This window comes from Micromonospora sp. DT48, assembly GCF_049844495.1.
GTDB lineage: Bacteria > Actinomycetota > Actinomycetes > Mycobacteriales > Micromonosporaceae > Micromonospora.
On the sequence record NZ_JBNCLE010000009.1, the window covers coordinates 232,253 to 255,529 of the forward strand.

At 70.2% G+C, this 23,277-nt stretch carries 17 protein-coding genes; 8 read left to right on the forward strand and 9 right to left on the reverse strand.

All coding sequences use genetic code 11. The annotated features are described in order from the left end of the window. Positions 1 to 2: 2 nt before the first annotated feature. The 7 genes from ACLQ2S_RS13145 to ACLQ2S_RS13175 are packed head-to-tail and all read right to left on the reverse strand — an operon-like array spanning position 3 to position 12,675. A complete protein-coding gene (locus tag ACLQ2S_RS13145; protein ID WP_425701760.1) occupies positions 3 to 1,811 on the reverse strand; it encodes an ABC transporter ATP-binding protein in 1,809 nt (602 codons plus the stop codon). Further along, positions 1,808 to 3,712 (reverse strand): ABC transporter ATP-binding protein, encoded by a 1,905-nt coding sequence (locus ACLQ2S_RS13150; RefSeq protein WP_196222575.1) that lies wholly within the window; start codon positions 3,710 to 3,712, stop codon positions 1,808 to 1,810. The genes ACLQ2S_RS13145 and ACLQ2S_RS13150 overlap by 4 nt, the downstream gene beginning before the upstream one ends. Next, positions 3,712 to 7,197, reverse strand: a complete 3,486-nt coding sequence (locus ACLQ2S_RS13155; RefSeq protein WP_425701761.1) for an AMP-binding protein — start codon at positions 7,195 to 7,197, stop codon at positions 3,712 to 3,714. Before ACLQ2S_RS13155 ends, ACLQ2S_RS13150 begins: the two co-directional genes overlap by 1 nt. Before the next feature lie 49 nt (positions 7,198 to 7,246). Beyond that, positions 7,247 to 8,953, reverse strand: a complete 1,707-nt coding sequence (locus ACLQ2S_RS13160; protein ID WP_155220109.1) for a SidA/IucD/PvdA family monooxygenase — start codon at positions 8,951 to 8,953, stop codon at positions 7,247 to 7,249. Next, on the reverse strand, positions 8,937 to 10,601 hold the full coding sequence (locus ACLQ2S_RS13165) for a class I tRNA ligase family protein (protein ID WP_196222574.1): 1,665 nt from the start codon (positions 10,599 to 10,601) through the stop codon (positions 8,937 to 8,939). The genes ACLQ2S_RS13160 and ACLQ2S_RS13165 overlap by 17 nt, the downstream gene beginning before the upstream one ends. Beyond that, positions 10,598 to 11,575 carry a sulfotransferase family protein gene (locus ACLQ2S_RS13170; protein ID WP_155220103.1) on the reverse strand — a complete coding sequence of 326 codons (978 nt, stop codon included), beginning with the start codon at positions 11,573 to 11,575 and terminating at the stop codon, positions 10,598 to 10,600. The genes ACLQ2S_RS13165 and ACLQ2S_RS13170 overlap by 4 nt, the downstream gene beginning before the upstream one ends. Before the next feature lie 47 nt (positions 11,576 to 11,622). Next, complete coding sequence (locus ACLQ2S_RS13175; RefSeq protein WP_155220100.1) at positions 11,623 to 12,675, reverse strand: NAD(P)/FAD-dependent oxidoreductase; 1,053 nt, start codon at positions 12,673 to 12,675, stop codon at positions 11,623 to 11,625. 546 nt (positions 12,676 to 13,221) lie between these two features. Between ACLQ2S_RS13175 and ACLQ2S_RS13180 the strand changes: the two genes are divergently transcribed. The 3 genes from ACLQ2S_RS13180 to ACLQ2S_RS13190 all read left to right on the forward strand — a co-directional run bounded on the left by ACLQ2S_RS13180 (position 13,222) and on the right by ACLQ2S_RS13190 (position 17,215). Next, positions 13,222 to 13,827 (forward strand): YdeI/OmpD-associated family protein, encoded by a 606-nt coding sequence (locus tag ACLQ2S_RS13180; RefSeq protein ID WP_155220097.1) that lies wholly within the window; start codon positions 13,222 to 13,224, stop codon positions 13,825 to 13,827. Between the two features lie 98 nt (positions 13,828 to 13,925). Beyond that, positions 13,926 to 15,026, forward strand: a complete 1,101-nt coding sequence (locus ACLQ2S_RS13185) for a monodechloroaminopyrrolnitrin synthase PrnB family protein (RefSeq protein ID WP_155220094.1) — start codon at positions 13,926 to 13,928, stop codon at positions 15,024 to 15,026. A gap of 47 nt (positions 15,027 to 15,073) precedes the next feature. Continuing rightward, positions 15,074 to 17,215 carry an SAM-dependent methyltransferase gene (locus ACLQ2S_RS13190; protein WP_155220091.1) on the forward strand — a complete coding sequence of 714 codons (2,142 nt, stop codon included), beginning with the start codon at positions 15,074 to 15,076 and terminating at the stop codon, positions 17,213 to 17,215. 18 nt (positions 17,216 to 17,233) lie between these two features. On the opposite strand, the gene ACLQ2S_RS13195 is transcribed toward ACLQ2S_RS13190, so the two are convergent. Continuing rightward, positions 17,234 to 17,701: an NUDIX hydrolase gene (locus ACLQ2S_RS13195; RefSeq protein WP_155220088.1), complete on the reverse strand. Its 468-nt coding sequence runs from the start codon at positions 17,699 to 17,701 to the stop codon at positions 17,234 to 17,236. Between the two features lie 193 nt (positions 17,702 to 17,894). Here ACLQ2S_RS13195 and ACLQ2S_RS13200 point away from each other — a divergent pair, with 193 nt between their 5' ends. After that, complete coding sequence (locus ACLQ2S_RS13200; RefSeq protein WP_309223889.1) at positions 17,895 to 19,439, forward strand: endo-1,4-beta-xylanase; 1,545 nt, start codon at positions 17,895 to 17,897, stop codon at positions 19,437 to 19,439. A 54-nt stretch (positions 19,440 to 19,493) separates the two neighbouring features. On the opposite strand, the gene ACLQ2S_RS13205 is transcribed toward ACLQ2S_RS13200, so the two are convergent. Then, positions 19,494 to 19,943 (reverse strand): hypothetical protein, encoded by a 450-nt coding sequence (locus tag ACLQ2S_RS13205; RefSeq protein WP_155222005.1) that lies wholly within the window; start codon positions 19,941 to 19,943, stop codon positions 19,494 to 19,496. Positions 19,944 to 20,083: 140 nt separating this feature from the next. Between ACLQ2S_RS13205 and ACLQ2S_RS13210 the strand changes: the two genes are divergently transcribed. The 4 genes from ACLQ2S_RS13210 (at position 20,084) to ACLQ2S_RS13225 (ending at position 23,182) form a co-directional block, all read left to right on the forward strand. Then, positions 20,084 to 20,476: a MerR family transcriptional regulator gene (locus ACLQ2S_RS13210; protein ID WP_375335391.1), complete on the forward strand. Its 393-nt coding sequence runs from the start codon at positions 20,084 to 20,086 to the stop codon at positions 20,474 to 20,476. A gap of 56 nt (positions 20,477 to 20,532) precedes the next feature. After that, on the forward strand, positions 20,533 to 21,639 hold the full coding sequence (locus tag ACLQ2S_RS13215; protein ID WP_155222003.1) for a 12-oxophytodienoate reductase: 1,107 nt from the start codon (positions 20,533 to 20,535) through the stop codon (positions 21,637 to 21,639). Positions 21,640 to 21,886: 247 nt separating this feature from the next. Then, positions 21,887 to 22,504, forward strand: a complete 618-nt coding sequence (locus ACLQ2S_RS13220) for a hypothetical protein (protein WP_309223888.1) — start codon at positions 21,887 to 21,889, stop codon at positions 22,502 to 22,504. A gap of 60 nt (positions 22,505 to 22,564) precedes the next feature. Beyond that, the gene (locus ACLQ2S_RS13225; RefSeq protein ID WP_155222009.1) at positions 22,565 to 23,182 is read left to right on the forward strand and encodes an AAA family ATPase; all 618 of its coding nucleotides are present in this window, start codon (positions 22,565 to 22,567) and stop codon (positions 23,180 to 23,182) included. Positions 23,183 to 23,277: the final 95 nt, after the last annotated feature.

The following is a 23,277-nucleotide window of genomic DNA, read 5'->3' on the forward strand; positions in this document are numbered from 1 at the left end:
GGTCAGCTGTCCGCACCACCGGTCGCCTCCCCGGCGTACGCCCTCGCCTGGATGCCGAACAGCTCGGCGTACAGGCCGTCGCGGGCCATCAGGTCGGAGTGGCCGCCGACCTCGGTCACCCGGCCCTGCGACAGCACCACGATGAGGTCGGCCATCCGGACCGTCGAGAAGCGGTGCGAGACGAAGACGGTGACCGCCCCGGACTCCTCGCCGACCCGGCGGGCGTTCTCCGCGTACCGCTCGAAGAGCACGTGCTCGGCCTGCGGGTCGAGCGCCGAGGCCGGCTCGTCGAGGATGAGCAGCAGCGGAGCGGTACGCATCATCGCCCGGCCCACCGCCAGTTTCTGCCACTGGCCGCCGGACAGCTCCACCCCCTCGGTCCAGGACTTGCCCACCTGGGTGGCGAGGCCGTCGGGCAGTCGGTCCACGACATCCTCGGCGCGGGCGCGGCCCAGAGCGGCGTGCACGGCGTCGACGTCGTCGCGACGCGGCAGGTCACCGACGCCGACCACCTGCCCGGCGGGCAGCTCGAACCGGACGAAGTCCTGGAACGCCGTGGCCAACCGGGCCCGCCAGCGCGCCGGTGACATCGTGGCCAGGTCGACGTCGTCGACCAGGATGCGCCCGGCCGTGGGCCGGTAGAAGCCGCAGAGCAGGTTGATGAGGGTGCTCTTGCCCGCGCCGTTCTCGCCGACGATCGCCACCGTCGAACCGGCGGGCAGGTGCAGGTCGACACCGTGGAGCACCGGCTTCACGGTGCCCGGGTAGGTGAACGAGACCCCCGCCAGCCTGATGCCGGACCGGATCCGGTCCGGTGCCGTCGCCGTGGCGGCCCGGCCGGTTCCCGCCGAGACGGTCTGCCGCAGCCAGTGCAGGCGGGTCATGCCCTGGGCCATCCGCTGGAGCTTGCGGAACAGGTCCAGGGCGGCGGTCACCTGCTGGTTCACCTGCACCGCCAGGACGATGACCAGCACCACGTCACCGACCCCGGCGTGCCCGCTGACCGCGTCCCGCAGGACCAGCAGGACCGCACCGACGTACGCGACGCCGAAGACCAGCTGACCGGCCGCCTCGACCAGGGCGGCCCGCCGTTCGGCGCGCCACAGCACCGCCCCGACCGCGTGCCACAGACTCGCGTGCCGGCGGCGCAACTCGGCCTGCAACCGGAACAGGCGCACCTCCTTGGCGGGCCGGGCGCTGGTGGCCATGCCGAAGAGGTGACTCGCCTGGCGGGTGGCGCCCGCCGACTCCTCCTTGGCCCGGTTGACGATCCGCTGCGCCCGCTGGCTCGCCAGCACCGGTGGGATCGCGGCCAACGGCAGCAGGAGCAGCCACGGGTTGACGAAGACCAACAACAGCCCGGTGAGGGCGACCGAGGTCACCAGCGACACCATCGACATCAGCCCCAGCATGCCGTCGTGGAACTCGGCCATGCCCTTCTTCAGCAGCTCGATCTTGTCGGCGTACTCGGCGCTCTCGTACTGCTCGATGCCGGGCGCGGTGTTGGCCAGTTCGACCAGTTCCGCCTCCAGGGCGATCGTCGCCATCTCGGTCGCCTCCGCGTACGGCACGTACGCGAAGTGCTGGAGGATGAGAGCGCCGATCAGACCGGACACGACGAAGGCCGCCGCGACGGTGCTGCCGGAGGTGTCGCCGGAGAGGGCGGCGTTCACCCCGAGCTTGAGGGCGAGCGCCAGCATCGGCCAGGACGCGCCGCCGAGTGCCATCAGCACGATCGACACGGCCATCTTGCGCGGACTGGTACGCCAGGCGATCCGCAACATGCCGCGCATGCTGGTCAACGCCGTCATGACGGCACCTCCACGGTGGTGTCGGCGTCGTCCTCGGCGAACCGTCGCGCCTGGAGGTCGAACAGGTGCGCGTAGGTGCCACCGGCGGCCATCAGCTCGGCGTGCGAGCCGTCCTCGATGATCCGCCCGCCCGACAGCACGATGATGCGGTCGGCGTGCCGCACCGTCGCGAACCGGTGCGAGATGAGCAGTGTGGTGATGCCCCTGGTCAGCGCGGCGAACTCGTCGAAGAAGGCGGCCTCGGCGCGGACGTCCAGCGCGGCCGTCGGTTCGTCCAGGACGAGCACCCGGGCACCGGCCGCGACCGCGTACAGCGACCTGGCGATGGCCAGCCGCTGCCACTGGCCGCCGGAGAGCTGCTCGCCGTCGGCGTGCCGGCGGGTCAGCAGCGTGTCCAGGCCGTCGGGCAGCCCGTCGAGCACCTCGAGTACGCCGGCCTCCTTCGCGGCCCGACGCACCGCGTCCGGGGCGGCCGGTGCCTCGACGGCGCCGAAGGCGATGTTCTCGGCGGCCGTCAGCTCGTAGCGGTTGAAATCCTGGAAGATCACCGCGAGTTGCCGCCGCCAGCTGTCGATCGGCAGGTCACGCAGATCGCGGCCGTCCACCAGCACCGCTCCGGCGGCCGGGTCGTAGAGCCGGGACAGGAGCTTGACCAGGGTCGTCTTGCCGGCACCGTTCAGCCCGACGATGGCGGTGCACTCCCCCGCCCGCAGCGTCAGGTCGAGTCCGTCGAGGACCGGTACCGACGACCCGGGGTAGTGGAACGACACCCCGGCGAACCGGATCTCGCGCGCCGGTAGGCCGGCCGCGTCGGCGGGTGTCCGCGCCCCGACGCGGGGCGCGGGACGCTCGGTGTCCTCCAGGTCGGACACCTGCCGCTGGAAGGTGTCCATGGCCCGCGCCGCGAGCATGCCGAACTGGGTCGCCGTGTCCGCCTCGTGGTAGAACTCGCCGAGCAGCACCGCCGCCACCAGCGCCTGCAAGGTCAGGGTGAGCGCGAACAGTGTCAGTTCGCCCGCCGCGGCGGCGCGCAGCACGGACGCCAGCACCACGAAGGTGATCACCAGGCTGGCGGCGGTGAACCAGACGAAGTTGACCACGCTGACCCGGCGGCGTTCCCGCCAGACCGGCCGCAGGGCCTCCAGCGCGGCCGACCGGTAACGTTCACCGACCCAGTCGGCCAGGCCGAAGACCCGCATCTCCTTGGCGTTCTCCGCGCCCATGCCGAGCACCCGGAAGTATTCGGCCTCGCGCCGGTAGCGCGTGCGGTGCGGCCACAGTCGGGTGTACATCCTGACTCCGCCGCGTTGGCCGTACCGGAACATCATCGTGACGACGCCGATGGCGGCGGCGGCCCACCAGGCGTACGCGACGCCGATGACGCCGAGGAATCCGAGCAGCCGTGCGTATCGCAGCACCAGCGCGAGCGTGCCGGCGGCGGCGTCGCCCGGTGTGCGGTTGCCCTTCTCCAAGCCCTCGGCCGCCTGTTCGAGGTTGGCCAGTGACGCCTGGTCCTCCAGGGGCGTGATCCCGGCGGTACGCAACGACGTCGCCATCAGGCGATCCTGGAAGCGCCCGTCGACCTGGTGCTTGAGCCGCTGACCGAACGACACGGACAGCGGGGTCAGCTGCTGTTGCAGCAGGAACAGCGCGCTCGCCACCACGAACGCGTACGTCAGCTCGCGCCAGGCCGGCGAGCCGAGCCCGCCGGAGACCGCTGCCGGAGCCCGGCTGATGACCGTGCTGGTGGCCACCACGAACCCGACCGGCAGCAGTCCGACCACGACGTTGAGCACCGCGATCATCGTGGTCAGCCCTCGGGGGACCTCTTTGAGCTGGGCGAAGAGGAACAGCCGTGGCTCCACGGCCTCCGCCCAGTACCGTCGTGCGCGGGCCCCCATCAGCTGCCCTCCCGCGTCGGCTCGCCCAGCAACGCCGTGGCCACCTCGCCGACCAGCAGGTCCTCGTGCCGGGCCCGCGACAGCAGCGGGCCCAGGGCGCGCAGGAAGTGGCGGATCCGCTCCGGCGGCAGGACGGCGGTGTCGGCGAGCAGGAACACCTCGCAGTGCGGTCCCCGTTGCGCCAGACCGAGGCAGAAGGTCATGTCGCTGTAGGGGTCGCCGCGTACCAGGAACGGCTCCCCGACCGGCTCGGCGTCCGGTCCCGGCTGCCATTCGCGGCCGAGCCGGGCGTCGTTGAAGTACCAGGACAGGTCCGGTCGGCCGGTGGCACCGATCTCGTCGCGCAACGCCGCCAGCGCCATCGGGTCACAGCGGGCGTTGAAGTACGCCTCCGTCGCCGTCCGGTACGTCTCCTTGATCGCCTCCGCCAGGGTGCGGTCCTGGCCGCCGTGGTGGACCACGAGCGCGTCCTGCACCGTGGGTCCGGCGTTGCGGCGCTCGCGGGGCGTGAACCGGTTGCCCGAGATGAGCAACAGCCCGACGGTGTCCCGCTGTTGCAGCGCGGCGGTCGCGACGGCCGCGAGGGTCAGCATCACGGTGGACGTTGAGGTGCGGGTACGCGCGGCGAGTTCGGCCGCGTACGCCGGGACCTCCGCCGACCACAGTGCCCAACGCTGCCATGGCGGATCGACCCTGGTCGCCTCCGGCCGCTGGCCCACCGACGGCAGTTCGGTCAGCCGTTCCCGCCAGTACGCCAGCGCCTGCTCGCTGCGTCGCCGCCCTCGGGGCGACCGTTCCTCGACGACCTCGTCGGCGGGCTGCACCGGGTCGGGCAGTACGACCGAGTCACCCCGGATCCATCCGGCGAGGCTCTCGGTCACCCGCTCGATGCTCCATCCGTCGAAGGCGAGGTGTGAGGCGACGACCGCGATGGACCGCACCCGGCCCTCGGCGCGGACCAGGCACAGGCGTACCGGCCACTGCCGGGCGTGGTCGAACGGTTCGGCCGCGAGTTGTGCCGCGCGGGCACGCCCTGCCTCGTCGACCCCGTCGGGTTCGGTGTCGACGACCTCGACCCGAAGGTTGCCGTTCGCCGCCACCTGCTGGACCGGTTCGTCACCGGCCAGGACGAACCGGGTGCGTACCGGCTCGTAGGTCTCGACGAGGCGACCGACGGCGGCCAGGCAGGCGTCGATGTCGGCACCCGGGTCGCCGAGGTCGACGAACCGGGTGATGTTCAGGGCGGCGAACGCCGGCCCGTACCACTGGAGGGGCCGCCACATGTGCAGCTGCCCCCAGGTCAGCGGGGCGGAGCGGCCGGATGCGGCGAACGGCACGGCCACCCGCTGGATCCGACCGGTCGGGTCGGCCACGACCGGCTCGTCCTGCACCACCGGCACGTCACCGTGGACGTCCACGGTGACGGTCGGTGGGGTGACGACCGGCGGCTCGGCCCCCGAGGCGGGACGGCGGGCGAGCGCGGCCAGCGCACGCGGGCTGCCGTGTTCGAAGAACTCGTTGATGGAGACCTCGACGCCCGCCTCCTGCGCCAGTGAGATCGCCTGCACCACGTTGACCGAGTCGCCGCCGAGGTCGCGGAAGTTGTCGTCCGCGCCGACCCGCTCCAGGTGCAGCACGTCGGCGAAGATGCCGCAGAGCGCTTTCTCCTCGGGCGTGGCGGGCTCGCGGAACGCGCCCGCCGTCTCGGGTCGGATGCCCCGGATACCGGCCAGCCGGGCATAGTCGATCTTGCCGTTCGGGGTCAGCGGGAACTCCCGGGTCACCACGTAGTGCGAGGGCACCCAGGGCTCGGGCAGTTCGGCCAGCAGGCGCTCCCGGATCTCCCCCACCGAGGGCTGCTCGTCCGGCGCGGGCCGCAGCAGCGCGGTCAGCCGGGGCACCTCCTGGCTGTCGGGGATGACCGACACGACGGCCTCGGCCACCCCCGGGCAGCGCAGCACCGCCTCCTCCACGGTGGGCAGTGTGATGCGGTGTCCACGGATCTTCACCTGCCGGTCGGAGCGGCCGAGCACCTCGACGGTGCCGTCCGGCCGCATCCGGGCCAGGTCGCCGGTGTGCAGCAACCGTTCGCCGGGCCGCCCCCACGGATGTGGCCGCCAGCGTCGGGCGGTGAGGGCCGGATCGCCGTGGTACCCGCGCCCGATCACCGCGCCCGCCAGGCACAGCTCGCCGACCTCGCCGTACGGCAGTCGCCGGCCGTCCGGACCGAGGACGTGCACCTCCGCGTTGAGGATGGGCGCGCCCACCGGGAGCCGGTCGCCGATCGGCTCGTCACCGCGGATCCAATACCAGGTGGCCCCGCAGGTCTCGCTCATGCCGTAGTGGTTGGCGTAGCGCGATCCCGGGCTCTCGGCCATCCACCCGGCCAGTGCGGGCGTACGCACCAACGGCTCACTGCCGATCATGTAGAGCCGGGCCAGCTTCGCCACGTCGCCGATCGAGGTCAGCGCGCGAACGTGCGAGGGGGTGAGCTTGAGGAAGCCGCACCTGCCCTGGCGTGCCTGGTCGCGCAGTTCATCGAAGGCCACCGGCTCCGGTGCCACATCCAGTTCCCAGCCGGCGACCAGTGCGGTGAACAGCGTCATGACCGAACCGACGAAGTACAGCGGCGCGTGCAGCAACGCCCGTTCGCCGGGTTCGAGGGCGAACTCCTCGGCGCACCACTGGACGTAGTTGACCAGTTGGCGGTGGGTGCCGAGGACCCCCTTCGGCGGCCCACTGGTCCCCGAGGTGTACGCCACGTAGGCGAGGTTCTCCCCCGCGACCGGCGGGAACTCGATCGTGGTGTCGTCCTCCCCGTCGTCATCGGTCAGCGTGACGACGCCGTCGTAGTCGGCCAGTGCCGCCCGACCGGCGACGTCGGTGAGCACCGGCGGGTTGCCCGCGTCGCGCAGCACCATGCGCAGCCGGGCGACCGGGTCGGCGGTGGACATCGGCAGGTACGGCGAGCCGGACCGCAGGATGCCGACGATCGCCACCACGGCGTCGGCGGATCGGGGCAGCAGCACCGCGACGGGCTTCTCCGGACCGGCGCCGAGGGCAGCCAGCCGGGTGGCCAGCCGTCGGGTCCGCCGGGCCAGGTCGGCGCGGGTCACGGTCGTCCCGGCGAACCGGATGGCGATCTCGTCCGGGAAGCCGTCGTTACGACGGTCGATCAAATCGGCGATGCCGATGTCCGGGACCGGCACGGCGGGACCCCGCGCGCCGGAACTGTCCGCCACCACCTCGCTGGGGCGGTGCGCGTCCAGATGCCACGGCCGTGGGCCCGGCGTCCGTACCGACCGGGGACGCATGTCCGTCCAGGTACGGCCGATGTGGTCGAGGCACTCGTCCTCGCTGCCGGCGACGTCGGTGGTGGTCCACCCGGCCGGCGGCGCGGTCCCCGCCGGCCAGGTGGAGAACTCCGACTCGTCGTTGCGCACCACGACGAAACCACTCGTCGTCGGCCTGTTGTCGTCCTGCATCACGGCTCCTTGCGTCGTCGGGTCGTCCTGCCGCGCCGGTTCCGTCACGTCACCACCAGACCGAGAAGATCCGCAGCGGCTCGGTGCCGGTGTTGACCACCTGGTGCGGCACCTTGCTCGGCATGAACACCATGTCGCCCGGGGCCACGTCGATCGCGTCGTCGTCGGAGACGAGTCGGCCACGGCCGGAGCCGACCATCCAGATCTCCTCCACCTCGTGGACGTCGAGGTCGCTCACCGCCCCCGGCGGCACCTCCCACCGCGACGAGTGGAACGGCACCGGACGGATGTCGCTGCCGGGCAGCACCGCCATCTCCACGGACATGCCACCGGGAGACCGCTCGGGGCAGCGGAAGCCGACGGTCAGCGGACCCCCGCCGATCGGCGCGGCCTCGGTCTCGGCTGGCGCGGTGTCCGGCGGCACCGTCACCGTGGTCGGCGCCGTCACCGTGGTCGGCACCGGACCGAACCGGGAGGTGGACTGCTCCCGCTCGGTGTCGTAGACCTGCCGCCCGTAGATGGCGTTGATGATGCGGGCGCTGCGCCAGGCGGCCAGGCTGAGGTTCGGATCGGCGATGCCGTGGGTGTGCTCGGCCGCGTTCTGCACATAGATCGACAGCGACTCGGGGCCGCCCCAGTCCAGCCGGTAGTCCCGACTGATGCGTAGCTGGCCGTCGTCGCGGCGCGGCTGCGGGTCCAAACCGGCCAGGTAGGCGGGCAGGCCGCCGCGGTACCCGGTGCAGAAGACGATCACGTCGGCGGGCACCTCGAACCGCCCGGTGCCGTCCAGTTCCCTGACCAGCGCCACGTGGCGGTCACCGTCCGGGCGCAGGGCCTCGACGTGGCAGGCCGGGCGGAGATGGTGCCGCACCTGACCGGCGTGTGCCATGTCCAGGTAGTACAGCCGACGGTAGATGTCCCGCAGCGTCGACTCGGAGATGCCGTCGCTGGCCAACCGGTGTGTCTTGAGCAACGACTCCCGCCGCTCCCGGGGCAGCGCGTAGAAGTGGTCGACGTAGTCGGGGAAGAACCATTCGTTGGTGAACGGCGAGTCGTCGAGCGGTTGAAAGCCGCTGCGCTTGGACAGCCAGGTCAGTGACGCCGGCAGCGCGCCGGTGTCGGAGAGGAGGTAGTCGACCACCTCGCCGCCGCTCTGCCCGCCGCCGACGACCAGGACGTCCTTGCCCGCGACGTCCAGCGCGCCGACCATGAGGTCGCTGCTGTGCATCACCCGTCGGCCGCGTAGCGCGGCGGCGAACGGCGGCAGGTAAGGCTGCTTGCCGGTGCCGAGCACCAGAGTGGACGCGTACGCCCGAACCTCGCCGGAAGTGGTGCGGACGGTGACCTCGAAGCGGTCACCGTCCGCCTCGACGCGCTCGACGACGTGGCCCCACCGCACACCCGACAGTCGTTCCGCGGACCACCGGTAGTACTTCTCGAACTCCTCGCGGTAGGTGCCGCTGGTGGCGCAGGCGATCAGAAAGCGGTGCAGGGTGCCCTGCTCGGCCAGGTAGTTGAGGAAGGTGAACTTGCTCGTCGGGTCGACGGTGGTCACCAGATCCTTCAGGAAGGACACCTGGAGCTGGCCTTCCGGCACCATCATGCCGGCATGCCACTGGAAGAACGGCGCAGCCTCCAGGAAGCATGCCTGCCTGCCGTCCACCGGCTCGTGCAGCGCACCGAAGCTCAGGTTCGCCGGCCCCAGGCCGATCCCGAGGATGTCGGTCTCGATTGTGTCGTCAGTCGATCGATTCACGGGTCACCACCTCGCTCATCTGGATGTCACCGGCCTGCAACGCCTTGCCCACCTGGTCCAGCCCGACGACGGTCGACCGGTCCACCGGTAGCGCGTCGCGGTCGGCCCACGGCACCTCGTGCACCTGTCCCGCCAGCCCCAGCGCCGCCCAGACCTGCTGGGCCGTGGTCGGCGCGATCGGGCTGAGGCACAGTGCGAACACCGCGGCGGCCTCCAGTTCCAGGTCGACGGCCCCGGCGAGGCCGTCGATGCCGGCACGCGCCACGTCGTGTGCGGCGCCGAAGTCCGCCGCCTCCCGCACCAGCAGGTCGAGCAGGGCGACGGCCCGCCGGGTGGAGAACTCCCCGGCGTCGAGTGCCTGGTCTATCTGGTCGGCGAGCTGCTGGACGCGCGAGCGGAACCGACGCTGCTCGACGGTACGGTCGGCGAGCGGTCGCGCAGCGCCCGTGCTCGTCGCGGCGCGGCGGCTCAGCTCCTCCCACCACCGCGCCCAGCGGGGCAGCAGCACCCCGCGCAGGTGGAGCTCGAACTGCGGCCAGGTGAAGTTGGTCTCGGCCACCGCGGGCCCCTCGGCGGCCAGGTAGAGCCGCAGCAGGTCCGCGGGTACCTCGTCGAGCACCTCCCGCAGCCAGATCGCGTGCCGCCTGCTGGTGGAGAACTTCAGCCCGTCGAGTTGGTAGAACTCGTTGGTGACGAACGCCGTCGGCGGCCGGACGTCCGAGTCGAACGCGGTCATCAACGCCGGGAAGAAGGCCGCGTAGAAGAAGGCGTTGTCGTACCCGGAGAACTGGACGACCCGGCCGGATCGACGCCACAGGTCCGGATGCCCCGGGTACGTGCCGAGATATCCGGCGGCCATCTCGGCCCACACGTAGATCCGCTGGTCGGTGAACCCCTCGACGGTGGCGGGGATGCCCCAGTCGCCCGGGTAGGTGACCGCGAGTTCCGGCAGTCCGGCGGCGGCCGTCTCCCGGCAGAGTCGGGCGACGTGGGGGCTCATCACGGTGTCGGCCCAGTACGCGGCGAGCCGGTCACGGTGCGGTTCGAGCGGGAAGACGAGTTGACGCACCTGGCGGAGTTCGCACCGCAGGCCGCAGACGGTGCAGGTCGGGTCGCTGAGGTCGGCGCACTGGTTGGTCCAGCCGCAGCTCTCGCAGGCGTTGCCTCCGGTACCGGCGCCGCAGTGTGGGCAACCCCCCGAGACGTACGCCTCATAGCACCAGCGCGCGCAGCCGGCGCAGTACGGCAGTGGCCGCTCGCGGGCCACCACCTGGCCGCGTTCGTGCAGCAGCCGGATGAAGTCCTGCACGAAGGCGGTGTACCGGGCCGACCCGCGTGGCCGCACCATCACGTCGATCGACATGCCGGAGCGGTCCAGCGCGGCCTCGATGCGAGCCCCGAAGTCGTCGGCGACCTGTTCCGGTGTCCGCCCGTCGCGGATGCCCTGGAGCGCGGTGTAGGTCTGGTGGTCGTCCAGTCCGCACAGGTAGACGGCCGAGGTGTCCTTGCGTCGCTGGTGACGGGCGAAGATGTCCGCCGCCAGGTAGGGCCCGGACAGGTGCCCCAGGTGCAGGTCACCGTTGGGCGTCGGCGGCGGCGCGATGACCAGCCACGGCTGCTGCTGGGCCTGCTCTGTCGGGGTGTTCACAGCGCCTCCGGGAAGATCTTCTGCCGCCACTGCGGGCTCACCTGGAGTTCCCGGCAGAACCGGTCGACCGACGTGCGGTAGCTCGCCACGACCATGTCGTCCTCGGCGTGGCACAGCTCGTCGTCGCGGAGCTGGCTGATCCGGCGGGGCTGGTAGCTGTAGGCGTCGCCCTGCCCGTGGATGCCGGGCACCACGTACTCCTGCGGCTCGTCGGGGTAGTGGATCCTGGCGTCCGCGGAGTTGAGGTCACCTGCGGCGCCCCAGCCGCTGAGCAGGCGCTCGTCGAAGAGGTCGCCGATGCCGATCCGGTCGAACAGCCAGCGGACGGTCTCGGCCGGTGCGCGGCTCGCCTCGTACGGGAAGTGGGTGGTGGTCACCCCCTCCCGCTGCGCGAAGGCGCGCATCCGGTCGTAGTTGGCGGTGCTGAGCAGGAAGTTCTCGATCACCCGGGTGCGGCCGATCTTCTCGTGCCACTTGCCCATCCAGGAGTCGAGCGAGTCCCGGGGTTCGCGATCGAGCACCAGCAGGTGGAGTCGGTCTGCCGGCCATCCGGCGGCCATCAGGCACTCGATCGGGTTGAACAGTGCCTCGTACGGCAGATAGGGCCCGGCCATCTCCTTGGCGAAGAGGACGCGTTCGCCCGGCCCGAACCGCCACGGCGCCCCGGCGCCACCGACCAGCCGGAACCGCGCGACGGTCTTGACCGGTTGGTAGTAGGCGGCGGCACCGGCGATGCCGAACAGGTTGGTCATCGCGGTCGACCCGACGCGGCAGCGCCCCCAGCCGACGACCAGGAGCGGGAAGTCCAGGACGTCCTCGAAGCCGGCGCGCAGGACGCCGGACACCTCGTCGGACAGGCCCCGGATGGTGACCTCCTGATGCTGATACCGGCCGTCGGGCGGCAGCGGGACGTCGACGAGACCCGGGTCGTCCGTGACGGCGGCAGCACGAAGCGAGGTGAAGTTCGTGGTCATGACTGTCCTTCCGAACTGAAGCTGGCGGCCGGGCGAGCCGGCGGATGTCATACGGCGGTGAGCCGGTCGACCGCTCGCGCGGCCATGCCGGGGGCGAGCCGCACACCTGAGCCGGACCCGGCACCGGCGAACAGCAGGCTGCCGTCCGCGTCGAGCCAGAGCACGGCCGGAAGGCGTTGGGCCTGGTAGACGTCGGTGCCCGCGCGCCCCCCGGCACAGGTGGCGGCGAACGACGGGCCGACCCGACGGGCGACCACTGCCCGCCCGGCCGCCTGGTCCGACGGCGTGGGAACAGGCTCGCCGATGCCCGGCGGCTGGTCCCACCGGTCCAGGTAGAAGCTCGTGACGGTGTACCCCAGGCGCGGTTCGGGCAGCAGGAAGACGTCGTCGTCGAGGAAGTAGACCGCCCGGTCGGTCGCCGTCGGGGCGTTGTAGGCGTGCAGGGCCACCACCCGTTTGCGGTCCTCCGGCGGGTGGGCCACGGGTGGCGCCGGGGCGTCCAGTGCCGGCAGGTCCCACGGCCCGACGGCGAGCACCACCCGGGCGGCCGTCGTCGTCCCATGGTCGTGCTCCACGAGCCATCGCCGCTCGTGGCGGCGGACGGCGTTCACGGACGCGGCGACGACGCGTACGTTCGGCGACGCCGCGACGAGCTGACCGGCGAGTTCGCCGGCCCGCACCCGGTACGCGCCGTCGAGCCGAACGATCTCGTGCCCGGCGAGGTCGCACTCGGGATATCGGTCCGCGAGCCAGGCGAGGTCGTCGGAGGTCGGCTCGTGTGCCGCCCCGCCGGCCATCGTGGCGAGGAAGGCGCTGCGCGCGGTGGTCCGCAGAACGACCAGGAACCGCAGCTCACGGATGGTGTCCTCGGCGACGAACGAACGGTACGCGGAGAAGACCGGCTCGCCGTCGCGGACGAGTGACCGGATGCCGGTGGTGGCGCCGAACGGTACGTAGAGCCCGGCCGACGCGGCTGTCGTGCCACACCCGATCCCGCGCGGATCCAGCAGGTGGACCGCCCAGCCGGGGTGTCGGCTCGCGGCCTGGTGCGCCACGCTCGCGCCGATGATGCCGCCACCGACCACGAGGCAGTCGATCATCGCTGGCGGCGACGTGCGGTGGATAACGTTTTACTCGGCATCGCGCAGGATGCACCCAGGCATGTGTTCATGATTTTTCCCCCGTGGGCCCAGTGGGCCGAAGATGATCCCCGTTTGCTGCGTAGCACGAGCCAGGAAAGGGAACGCCGTCCCTTGTGTGAGCCCCCGCGCCGATGCGGGCAACTGCTCCGCAGACGCCTCATGATTGACACGCGCCAATCCGGATGTCAATCAAACTGGTCAACAATGTCCAATTAACCTGGTCAGGGCCGCGTCAGCGGGCGGCAGCATCCCAGCTGATGGTCGACCGAGGTCGCGGACCAGCGGCACGACACATCGGCGACATCCGCCGTTAACAACTGTGAATTTTTCTCCACAGGTCGGCTGGGACCACCGAACCGTCGGCCTGCGGTTCTCGTTTCGACACGGGTTTCGACGCTCCGGCACGCGGGACGGCCGTGGCGCACCAGCCGCTGCGGCTGCGGCTGCGGCTGCGGCTGCGGCTGCGGCTGCGGCTGCGGCTGCGGCTGCGGCTAGTCTGCCGTCATGGCGGGCGCTGAACTGGAAGAGCTGATCGTCGCGGACGCCGAGGCGCTCCGCGCCTGGTTGACCACCTTCCACGCCACGTCGCCCGGTGTCTGGCTAGCCCTGACCAAGAAGGGCGGCTCGGTGACCACGCTGACCTGGCAGCAGGCGGTCGACGAGGCGCTGTGTTTCGGGTGGATCGACGGGCAGGCCCGCAAGCGGGATCACGAGACCTCATGGATCCGGTACACCCCCCGGCGCCCGCGCAGTTCGTGGTCGCAGCGGAACGTGGCCAATGTCGCCCGGCTGGAGGCTCAGGGACGGATGCTGCCCCCGGGCCGCGCCGCCGTGGAAGCCGCCAAAGCGGACGGCAGGTGGGCGGCCGCGTACGCGCCGCCGTCGGAGGCCGAGGTGCCCGCCGACCTCCTCGCCGCCATCGCCGCCGACCCCGCCGCCCAAGCCATGTTCGACGTGCTCACCAAGACCAACCGGTTCGCCCTCATCCACCGCGTCAACGCGGTCAAGCGGCCGCAGACCCGCGAGCGGAAGATCGGCGAGTTCGTCGCCATGCTGGCCCGTCACGAGACGATCTATCCGCAGAAGGCCAAGCCCCGGCCCTCGCCGTAATCGACGCCGCCGGATCGGCGCGGCAATCTGTCACAGCTCTGTTCGGTTTCCGCACGACGCGAGACTTTCCTGCTCGAATCGGGGGCACCACTGGATCCGTGGGAAGGGTTCACGTGCACCGCTGGGCAGATGTGGATGTGATCTCCGAGGAGAAGAACGAGCAGGTCAGGCAGCTCGACCCGTTGAGGCTGGACGACGAGCTTCGGGTGTTGCCGAAGCTGAACATGGCCGCCGACGTGGCCGCGTTGGTGCGGGTGCTGGGCGACGCGCTGCCCTCCGAGGAAAGCATCGCGGCTTTCACCACCACGGAGTGCCTCGCCGCCATGCGGGACCTGGGCATGTATCTCGGCAGCCTGCAACGGCACGGAGTGTCCCCCTTCGAGGCTGTCCACGGAGCGACCCGGTCGTTCCAACTGCTGGGCGGACGCACGAGGATGATCCCGCGCGACACGGTGTACCACTACACCTCCTGGAACCCGGTCGGTGAACGTGAACGGCTCTACACCGGCCACCCGATGGAGCGCAGCCTGATCGACGCGGTACGCACCTGCGTGCCGAACCTCGCCCGTGCCGTCGACATCGGGAAATCGCTGCTCGACGAGGATCCGGCCGCACCCGCGCACGCGGACCGGTTGGCGTCGCTGGCCTCGCACATCGCGGTGGCCGACACGGTCATGAGCGGCATCCGGGTGAAGGTCACGCCCGAGTTCTTCGCGCGGGTGCTCAGGCCGTTCTACGAGGACGTCCGGGTCGCGGGACGGGTGTACATGGGTCCGGCCGCAGCCCACATCCCGATCTTCCTCATCGACCTGCTGCTCTGGGCATCCGACCGGGCGAGCCCCGGCTACCTCCAGTTCTGCGCCGAGGTGTCGTCGCAGACCCTGCCGCAGTGGCAGGAGCGGTACGCCGAGTGGGCGAACGCACCGTCCATCACGTCCCGGGTGGTGGCGGCCCTCGAACGTTCCGCCTCACCTGCCGAGGACAAGCACGTGGAGTCCAGTGCGAAGAGCCTGCGGCAGGCGCTCCAGACGCTCACGTCCTTCCGCGGCAAACACCTGGTGATGGCACGACGTGCCTACCACGAGGAACTGCGGCTCTACGAACTGGGCAGTGGCGGGGGAAGCGTGGGGCTCCTGGAGGAGATCCTCGCCCTCACCAGGCACAACAGCGCCATGCTCAACGCCACCACTGCGCAGTGAGTTCAGTTGCCGCGACGTACGAGGGTGAGTTGTCGACAGTGGAAATCATGATTGTTGGTTCCGGGGTCGCCGGACTGGCCACCGCGATCAGTCTGCACGAGGCGGGATTCGACCAGGTCACGGTCTACGAGTCCGAGCCGCAGCTGCGTCCACACGGCCTCGGGCTGAACATCCTGCCCAACGCCGTCCGGGAACTCGCCGAACTCGGACTGCTGGACCAGTTGCAGCAGAGCGCTGTCCGGAGCCAGGAACTGGCGCTGTACAACACCCGCGGCGACCTCATCTGGCGCGAGGACCGCGGCACGGTGGCCGGGTACCGATGGCCGCAGCTCTCGATCTCCCGCGCCCACCTCGTGACGGTCCTGGCCGACGAGGTACGGCGACGCCTGGGTGACCAGGCCATCGTCACCGACGCGCGACTCGTCGGGCTGCACAGCGAACCCGGCCGGAACTACGCGACCGTCACGGGCCGGGACGGCTCGACCCGGGTCGTCGAGGCGGACCTGATCGTCGGCGCGGACGGCATCCACTCGGCCGTCCGCGCAGCGTTCTACCCCAACGAGGGGCCGCCGCCGAGCAATGGCATCACGATGTACCGAGGGACCGCCCACGCACCGGACTTCCTGACCGGAAGCACCATGGCAGTCCTCGGAGATGACCGGCGGCGACTCGTGCTGTACCCGATCGCCCGAGACACCGCCCCGGGGAGATCCCTGGTCAACTGGGTCGCCGCCCTGCCCGAGGACGAAGCCAACCCGCTGCACCGCGAACAGATGGAGGTCGCCGACCGGCGCGAGGCGGTACTCCTCCAGTTCGGCAGCTGGGCACCTCCCGGCGTCGACCTGCCGCGCCTGCTCGAAGACACGGCGGACGTGCAGCAGTACTCGATGATCGACAGGGATCCCATCCCGCAGTGGAGTTTCAACAATGTGACCCTCGTGGGAGACGCCGCCCACGCGATGTATCCGGCCGGCTCGAACGGGGCCACGCAGGCCATCGTCGACGCCCGCGTACTCGCCTGGCACCTGGCCGCCCACGCGGCCACCGACGTGGCCGCCGGGCTGCGCGCGTACGAGGAGGAACGCCGGCCGCAGATGACCGAACTGCAACAGGCGAACCGCTCGATGGGGCCCGAGAAGGTGATCACGCTGGCCCACCTGCGCGCACCCGACGGATTCGGCGACGTCAGGGAGGTCTTCAGCGAGGAGGAACTCGCGGCGATCTCCCGCAACTACGCCCGGACCGGCAAGTTCGACCAGGACTGGGTCAACTCCCGACCGTCGCTCACCGTCACCCAACCGCATCGGGAGGCGGAAAGAACTCCCGCTCCGACGGACGACGCGACCCAGCTGACGGTACGCGAGGACGAGTCCCGGGCGGTGAAGGAGACCAGTTTCATCACCGCCGTCATCCGAGCCATGGAACACGATCGTGCCGACGCCTACTTGGCGGACCCGTACGCGGAGCTGCTCAGCACGCCGGTGTCCCGGAAGATGGCCGACGCGGCGCTGGCCGCCGGTGGCACCATCGGCTCCGTGATCGTCCGAGCCCGCTTCGGTGACATCGCCCTACGCGAGGCGATCTCCGACGGGATCACCCAGGTGGTCTGCCTGGCTGCGGGCAGTGACACCCGGGCCTGGCGGCTCGGCCTTCCCGCCGGTACCCGATTCTTCGAGATCGACCTGCCCGGGCAGTTGGAGGCCAAGGATCGGCTGCTGGAACCGGTCCGGGACCGCCTCACCTGCCGTCGCGTCTGTCTCGGCGAGGACCTTCGCCGGGAAACCTGGCCACAACGTTTGCTGGCGGCCGGCTACCAACCGGACCGACCCACCGTCTGGATCATCGAAGGGCTGCTGCCGTACCTCCAGGTCGAGGACTTCACCCGTCTGATCGGGACCGTCAGGAAGATGTCGGCCCTCGGCTCGGTGCTGCTGGTCGACGCGCCGCACGCCGACTTCTTCACGGACCCGACCAACGAGACGTTCCTGACGTTCATGAGATCGCGCGGGTCCGCGTTCCAACTGGGCCTCGACGACCTCGGCGACTTCCTACGCCACCAGGGCTGGACGGCGGAGGCGTACACGCTGCGACAGTTGCACGCGGGCGAGTGCGCGTGGTTGCCCGCACCGCCCGAACGGCTCTGCCCGCCCCACGACCATCACTGGGTGGCCCGCGCGCACCTGAGCTGAGCGTCCACGCGCCGCTCCTCAGTGCTGCACGAGCCCGCCGACCGGCACCGCAGGGACGTGGCCGGTCGGCGGACGCGTACCCGCCAGGGCGATACCGATGTCCACGAGGGAGGATCGGCGCAGACGCACCACGTCCGGCATCGGGGTCCAGACCGACTCGACCACGTTCCCGTCGGGCTCCGGGCGCGGCACACCCGAGGTGATGCGTACCTGGTAGTAGACACCCACGTTCTGGTGCACCTGCCCTGACCGCGCCTCCACAGCGGGAATCACCCGGGAGTCGATGCCCAGCAGGCGCTCGACCACCGCGTCGCAGCCGGTCTCCTCGGCGACCTCCCGGATCACCGTGTCGAACGGATCCTCCGCGTGTTCCACCCCGCCGCCCGGAAGGGTCCAGCTCGACCCACCGTCCGGCGACACGTGATGGGCGAGCAGTATCCGCTCGTGCTCGATGCACACGGCGTACGCCGCCAGCCGAAAACTCATCCCCCGCACCTCCCCACCACTAGCATCCGCCCGGCGCACTTTCGGGGGACAGCCGGGGCCGGCCCGCTCGACCACGCGACGTTTCCGGAACGTTTCCGGAAGTTGTTGACAGCACGGTCGGCGGGTATCGAGACTGACCCTCCAGTGACATGCATCTGCGTCGATTGGTGACGTCGAGCATCAAGGAGGGCCCGTGAACAGCGACCTGACGCGGCGCAGGAGATTAGCCCGGACAGCTCTGCCAGCGGCGGCGTTGTTGCTGATTGGCAGCGCCGTGGCAGTCCAGTCGAGCGCCCCGGCCGCCGCGGCCGAGACCACGCTGCGGGCCGCAGCCGCCAACGCCGGGCTGTTCTTCGGCGTCGCGGCCTCCCCCAACCGGCTCTACCCGATCGTCGGTCAGGAGTTCGGCCAGCTGACACCCGAGAACGACATGAAGCCGGACCGCATCGCCACCTCCAGCGGCGGGTTGCAGAACACCAGCGGTGCGGACACCTTGGTCAACCACGCCCAGAGCAACAACATGCTGGTCCGTGGCCACACCCTGGTCTGGCACTCACAGGCCGGCGCGTTGCAGGGCGCCAGCCAGGCGACGCTGAACACCTTCATCGGCAACGCCATCAACCGGTGGGGCAGCAGGATCGCGTACTGGGACGTGGTCAACGAGGCGCTGGAAGACAACAACACCGGCCGGCGGCGGAACCAGTGGCCGCACACCATGAACCGGGACGCCAACGGCGACGGTGACTTCTTCGACCCCGGCGACACCGACGTCATCCGGGATTCCTTCATCCGGGCCAAGCAGGTCGTGCAGGCCGGCGGTTACACCACCAAGCTCTGCATCAACGACTACGACGTCGATGGCCTCACGGTCCAGGGCGGAGTCCGCAACCGCAAAGCCGACGCGCTGTACGACATCGTCAGCAACTACCGGCAGTACATCGACTGCGTCGGGTTCCAGGCGCACTTCAACGACAACCCGAACAGCATCATCACCGACGACCTGCAGGCCAACATCCAACGCTTCGCCGACCTCGGCGTCGAGGTGCACATCACCGAGCTGGACATCGACGACGACCTGAGCAACAACGACATCGGAGCGGGTCAGGCGGAGAACTACCGCAAGGTCGTCCGGGCCTGCCTGAACGTCGAGCGGTGCACCGGCATCACCGTCTGGGGCATCTCCGACAGCGAGTCGTGGCGCTCCTCCGAGCGGGGCCTGCTGTTCACCGGCGGCAACGGCAACTACCAGAAGAAGGCCGCCTACCACGCGGTGCTCGACGAGTTGAACAAGGGCCGGAACACCACCACCCCGCCGCCGTCCGAGCCGCCGGTCGACCCGACCACCCCGCCGCCCTCCGAGCCGCCGGTCGACCCGACCACCCCGCCGCCGTCCGAGCCGCCGGTCGACCCGACCACTCCAGCGCCCACCACGCCGAACCCGACCACCGGATGCTCGGCAACCGTCTCGGCACTGGACGCGTGGACGGGTGGCTTCGTCGTCACCGTACGGGTCACCGCCACCACCGCGCCGATCAGCGGGTGGAGCGTCCAGCTCACGCTGCCCTCCGGTTCGTCCGTGACCAACGCCTGGAACGCCGACCGCAGCGGCAACAGCGGCACCGTGCAGTTCAGCAACGTCAGCTACAACGGGTCGGTGAACGCCGGCCAGTACACCGAGTTCGGCTTCCAGGGCGTCGGGACCGCCACCGGGTTGAACCCGGTGTGCACACCCGCCTGACCATCGCCTGTGCTGGGCGGGGCGTGTGCCCCCGCCCAGCACAGGCAGGACAGGCTAACGGGATCTGAGACTCATGACGGTCGAGAACACCGCGAGCGCCACGAACAGCGCGGCCGACGAGGCCACCAGGGGGTTGACGAAACCGGGCACCAGGTCCGGGCCGCACGTGGTGTCCTGTAGCGGCCACATGCTGTGCGATCCGCCAGCCGGAACGCCACGGTGATGGTCGTAGCCCGCCACCTGTCGCAGAGCACACCGGTCGTCCACGTCGGTGATCAGCCCGAAGGTGGTCGCCGCCAGCCCGTGCCCGTAGGCGGCGATCCCCGTCAATGCGGTACCCATGGTCAGCAGCCAACTGGCCCGCGTCAACGCCCCTGAGCTGTTCCGCGAGAGCCGGCGCTCACGGAGGGTGAATGCGGCCATGGCCACGAGCGCGACGGCACCGACCGCCACCACCGGCCAGGCCAGCGCCAGCAGCACAAGCGCGATGAAGATGAAAGCCATCGAGGTGCAACCTACTCTCGGCGAACCCTCCTGACTCCGGTCAGGGCCCCCGCCTTCGTGGTCCCGTCGGCAAACACTTTTCCTTCGACGTCGGGGCGGCATAGATTCGAGGCTCACGTCAGGGCTACGGAGGGTTGGGTGTGAGGGACGCGATACGGATCGGCGAGCTTGCGGCCCGGACCGGGGTGAGTGCCCGGTCGATCCGGTACTACGAAGAGCAGGGGCTGCTCGTCTCGACGCGTACCGCGAGCGGTCAGCGGATCTTCTCGGAGGCGGCGGTCCACCGGGTGTGGCTGATCAAGCAGCTGTTCGACGCGGGCTTGAGCAGTAAGCGGATGTATGAGCTGCTGCCCTGCATGACCAACCCGGACATCCGCACCTCGTGGTTGACCGACCGTCTCGGCGAGGAGCGTGACCGCCTCGTCGGGGAGATGGCGCAGCTCACCCGCACGGTGGCGGCGCTGGAGCGCATCATCGACGACATGGCGGTAGACGAGCAGTCGCGGGTATCGACGGCGGACGTCGCAGCGTGAATTGACGCCGTTGGCGGCTTGCCCCTGACACCGGTGTCAACTCATACCGTCAGGGCATGACAGCCAACCTCACCTTCTGCCCGACCGGCAGTGCTGAACTGGCACCGCTGCTGAAGCCGGTCACGTTCGCCGGGATGTCGTTGAACTCGCGCTTCGCCATGGCGCCGATGACTCGCGGCCGCTCACCGGGCGGGGTGCCGACGCCCGAGGTCGCCTCGTACTACCGCCGCCGTGCGGAACACGGCGTCGGGCTCATCATCACCGAGGGAATCCTGGTCGACCATCCGAGCGCAAGCCACGAAGACCCGGTGCCGCGACTGACCGCGGGTGCCGCCGAGGCAGGCTGGCGGCGGGTGGTCGACGAGGTACACGCCGTGGGCGGCCGGATCGCGGCACAGCTGTGGCACCTCGGCAGCCTCCGGGAGCCGATCGACGGGGTCGCCGCGTGGACGCCGTCGGGGGTACGTGAGCCGGGTCGCCCGACGAACCACGCGATGACCGTCGCCGACATGGACGAGTTGCTCGCCTCGTACGCCGAGGCGGCCCGGGTGGCGGCCAGGGCCGGATTCGACGCGATCGAGATCCATGCCGCGCACGGATACCTGCTGGACGAGTTCCTGTGGCCGTTCACCAACCGGCGCACCGACGCGTTCGGCGGCTCACCGGCGCGGCGCGCAGCGTTCCCGGCCGCGGTCGTCCGCGCCGTACGTGCGGAGTTCCCGGCGAACCGGCCGGTGATCGTACGGTTCTCCCAGTTCAAGGAACGGCAGTTCGACGCCCGAATCGCGGAGAACCCGGCCGAGCTAAACCAGATCCTGACCACGTTCGTCGACGCCGGCGCGACCGCGCTGCATGCGTCTCAGCGGCGATTCTGGGAACCGGCCTTCCCCGGCTCCGAGTTGAACCTTGCCGGTTGGGCGAAGCAGCTCACCGGTCTGCCGACGATCACCGTGGGCTCGGTCGGTCTGACCCGTGACTTCCTTCGGCCCGGCCGCCCGGAGTCGATCTCCGGCCTGGTCGAGCGGGCGACGGACGGCGAGTACGACCTGGTGGCACTCGGCCGGATTCTGCTCGGCAACCCCGGCTGGGTCACCCACGCCGTTGAGGGACGCCTCGATGACATCGTCGAGTACAACAAGTCCCACGAAGACACGTACCACTGAGCTGATCTGCTGCTCGGGACGGGTGTGGCGCCAGACCGCGGTGATGCGGTCGGGCCCGGCATGCCAGCATCGGAAAGGAGGACAACGGCACGTGCCGGGCCTCGCCACGACCACCGCCGTTCAGCGGCGGAGGACGACACCTCGTCCACGGCTAGGCCGGAGCGACATACTGATCGTCCAGTCATGTCCAGCGAGGACGTGCACGCGTGGTTCACTGTCGAGCATGAGGCAGCGAAGGACTCGGCTGGTGGCGGCTGTCCTGGCGCTCATCCTGATAGTAGTCTCCGTCGCTGCCTGGCGGTGGTGGCACAACCATCCGCCGTATGGCCCGGAAACGCTGGCAATCAAGTCCTCTCTCACTTTCGTCGGCAACGAGCAGGCTCAGGCCGCCCTCGGTGAACTCGGATCTGCCCCGCTTGCCTCCGGGCGCGACCAGTTGCTGCTCGGCCGGGTCTCCTGGCAGACCCTGCCCAAGCCTCTCGACGGCGGCTACTTCGCGCTCTTCCTCATTGACAAGCGGACCAACCACAAGCCGGAGGTCTTCGGCGTAGCCGCGCCACAGGAGGCCGTCGGCATCGGGAGTGCGGGCATCGAGAACCGGATCGCCGAGCGCTATTCCTGGCTACGAGGCGCGGGCGACGCCACCTTCGGGGACGACGAGTATCGGAGCAACGGCAACAGACTTCATGTGGCAGACGGGAAGGCTTCACCACTCACCTTCGTCGCGCTCTTTCCGTACGTTGATGAGCCGGATCCGGAGCTGCCGATGGCGACCGCACCGGTTGCGATGTCCGATCTGCTGCTGGCCCTGGTTTACCTGGGGCCGGACGGGCAGGTGTACTGGGCGCAGCGGCTCCAAGGCTAGGTGATGGCCGCGCGACCCAACCGGCACGGCCCGCACCGGATCCGCCTGAAGGACCATGCCATGGAGACGTCGAACACCCGGCAGCTCGCGCCTACTTTGGTGATCATTCGGGGCAACTCCGGCAGCGGCAAGACCACGGCCGCCCGCGAGGCTCGACGTAGGTTCGGGCGCGGGCTGGCACTGCTGGAGCAGGATTATCTGCGTAGAACCCTGCTCAGGGAGCACGACAGCGCTCACATCCAGCCCGTCGCCCCGGCGTTCATCGCCGAGACTGCCCGCACCGCCCTCGACCTGGGCTACCACGTCATCCTCGAAGGCATCCTGCACACCGAGCGCTACGCCACCGTTCTACGCCAGCTCATCGACGGTCATCCCGGTCCGGTCACCGTGTTCTACCTGGACGTCAGTTTCGACGAAACCGTCCGCCGCCACCTCAACCGGGACGAGCCCATCCCCGTGACACCCGACGAGATGCTCCGCTGGTACACCCATCGCGACCTGCTCGGCGTCCCCGGCGAAACCGTCATCGGCGAAACCAGCACCTTCGTGCAGACGGTCACCACCATCCTGCACATTAGTGGTCTCACCACCGTGGCACCGCAGACTCCGTGCCCACGGCGTTGCCGGCACTGCGCCCGCGAAGCCGCCCATACCGCTGCCGCAGCAGCGGCCACTTAACACATCGTGCGGACTCCCGCCGTACCGTAATCAGTGGCCTTGCTGCCACCCCGACTGCTTCGCCGTCTGCTTCTTCGTCGTCCAAGCTCCCGACA

Coding starts and splice junctions, on each gene's coding strand:
- ACLQ2S_RS13145 (WP_425701760.1), bottom strand. CDS start 1,811: ATGACGGCGTTGACCAGCATGCGCGGCATGTTGCGGATCGCCTGGCGT.
- ACLQ2S_RS13225 (WP_155222009.1), top strand. CDS start 22,565: ATGGAGACGTCGAACACCCGGCAGCTCGCGCCTACTTTGGTGATCATT.
- ACLQ2S_RS13155 (WP_425701761.1), bottom strand. CDS start 7,197: ATGCAGGACGACAACAGGCCGACGACGAGTGGTTTCGTCGTGGTGCGC.
- ACLQ2S_RS13205 (WP_155222005.1), bottom strand. CDS start 19,943: ATGGCTTTCATCTTCATCGCGCTTGTGCTGCTGGCGCTGGCCTGGCCG.
- ACLQ2S_RS13175 (WP_155220100.1), bottom strand. CDS start 12,675: ATGATCGACTGCCTCGTGGTCGGTGGCGGCATCATCGGCGCGAGCGTG.
- ACLQ2S_RS13190 (WP_155220091.1), top strand. CDS start 15,074: ATGATTGTTGGTTCCGGGGTCGCCGGACTGGCCACCGCGATCAGTCTG.
- ACLQ2S_RS13180 (WP_155220097.1), top strand. CDS start 13,222: ATGGCGGGCGCTGAACTGGAAGAGCTGATCGTCGCGGACGCCGAGGCG.
- ACLQ2S_RS13170 (WP_155220103.1), bottom strand. CDS start 11,575: ATGACCACGAACTTCACCTCGCTTCGTGCTGCCGCCGTCACGGACGAC.
- ACLQ2S_RS13215 (WP_155222003.1), top strand. CDS start 20,533: ATGACAGCCAACCTCACCTTCTGCCCGACCGGCAGTGCTGAACTGGCA.
- ACLQ2S_RS13195 (WP_155220088.1), bottom strand. CDS start 17,701: ATGAGTTTTCGGCTGGCGGCGTACGCCGTGTGCATCGAGCACGAGCGG.
- ACLQ2S_RS13150 (WP_196222575.1), bottom strand. CDS start 3,712: ATGGGGGCCCGCGCACGACGGTACTGGGCGGAGGCCGTGGAGCCACGG.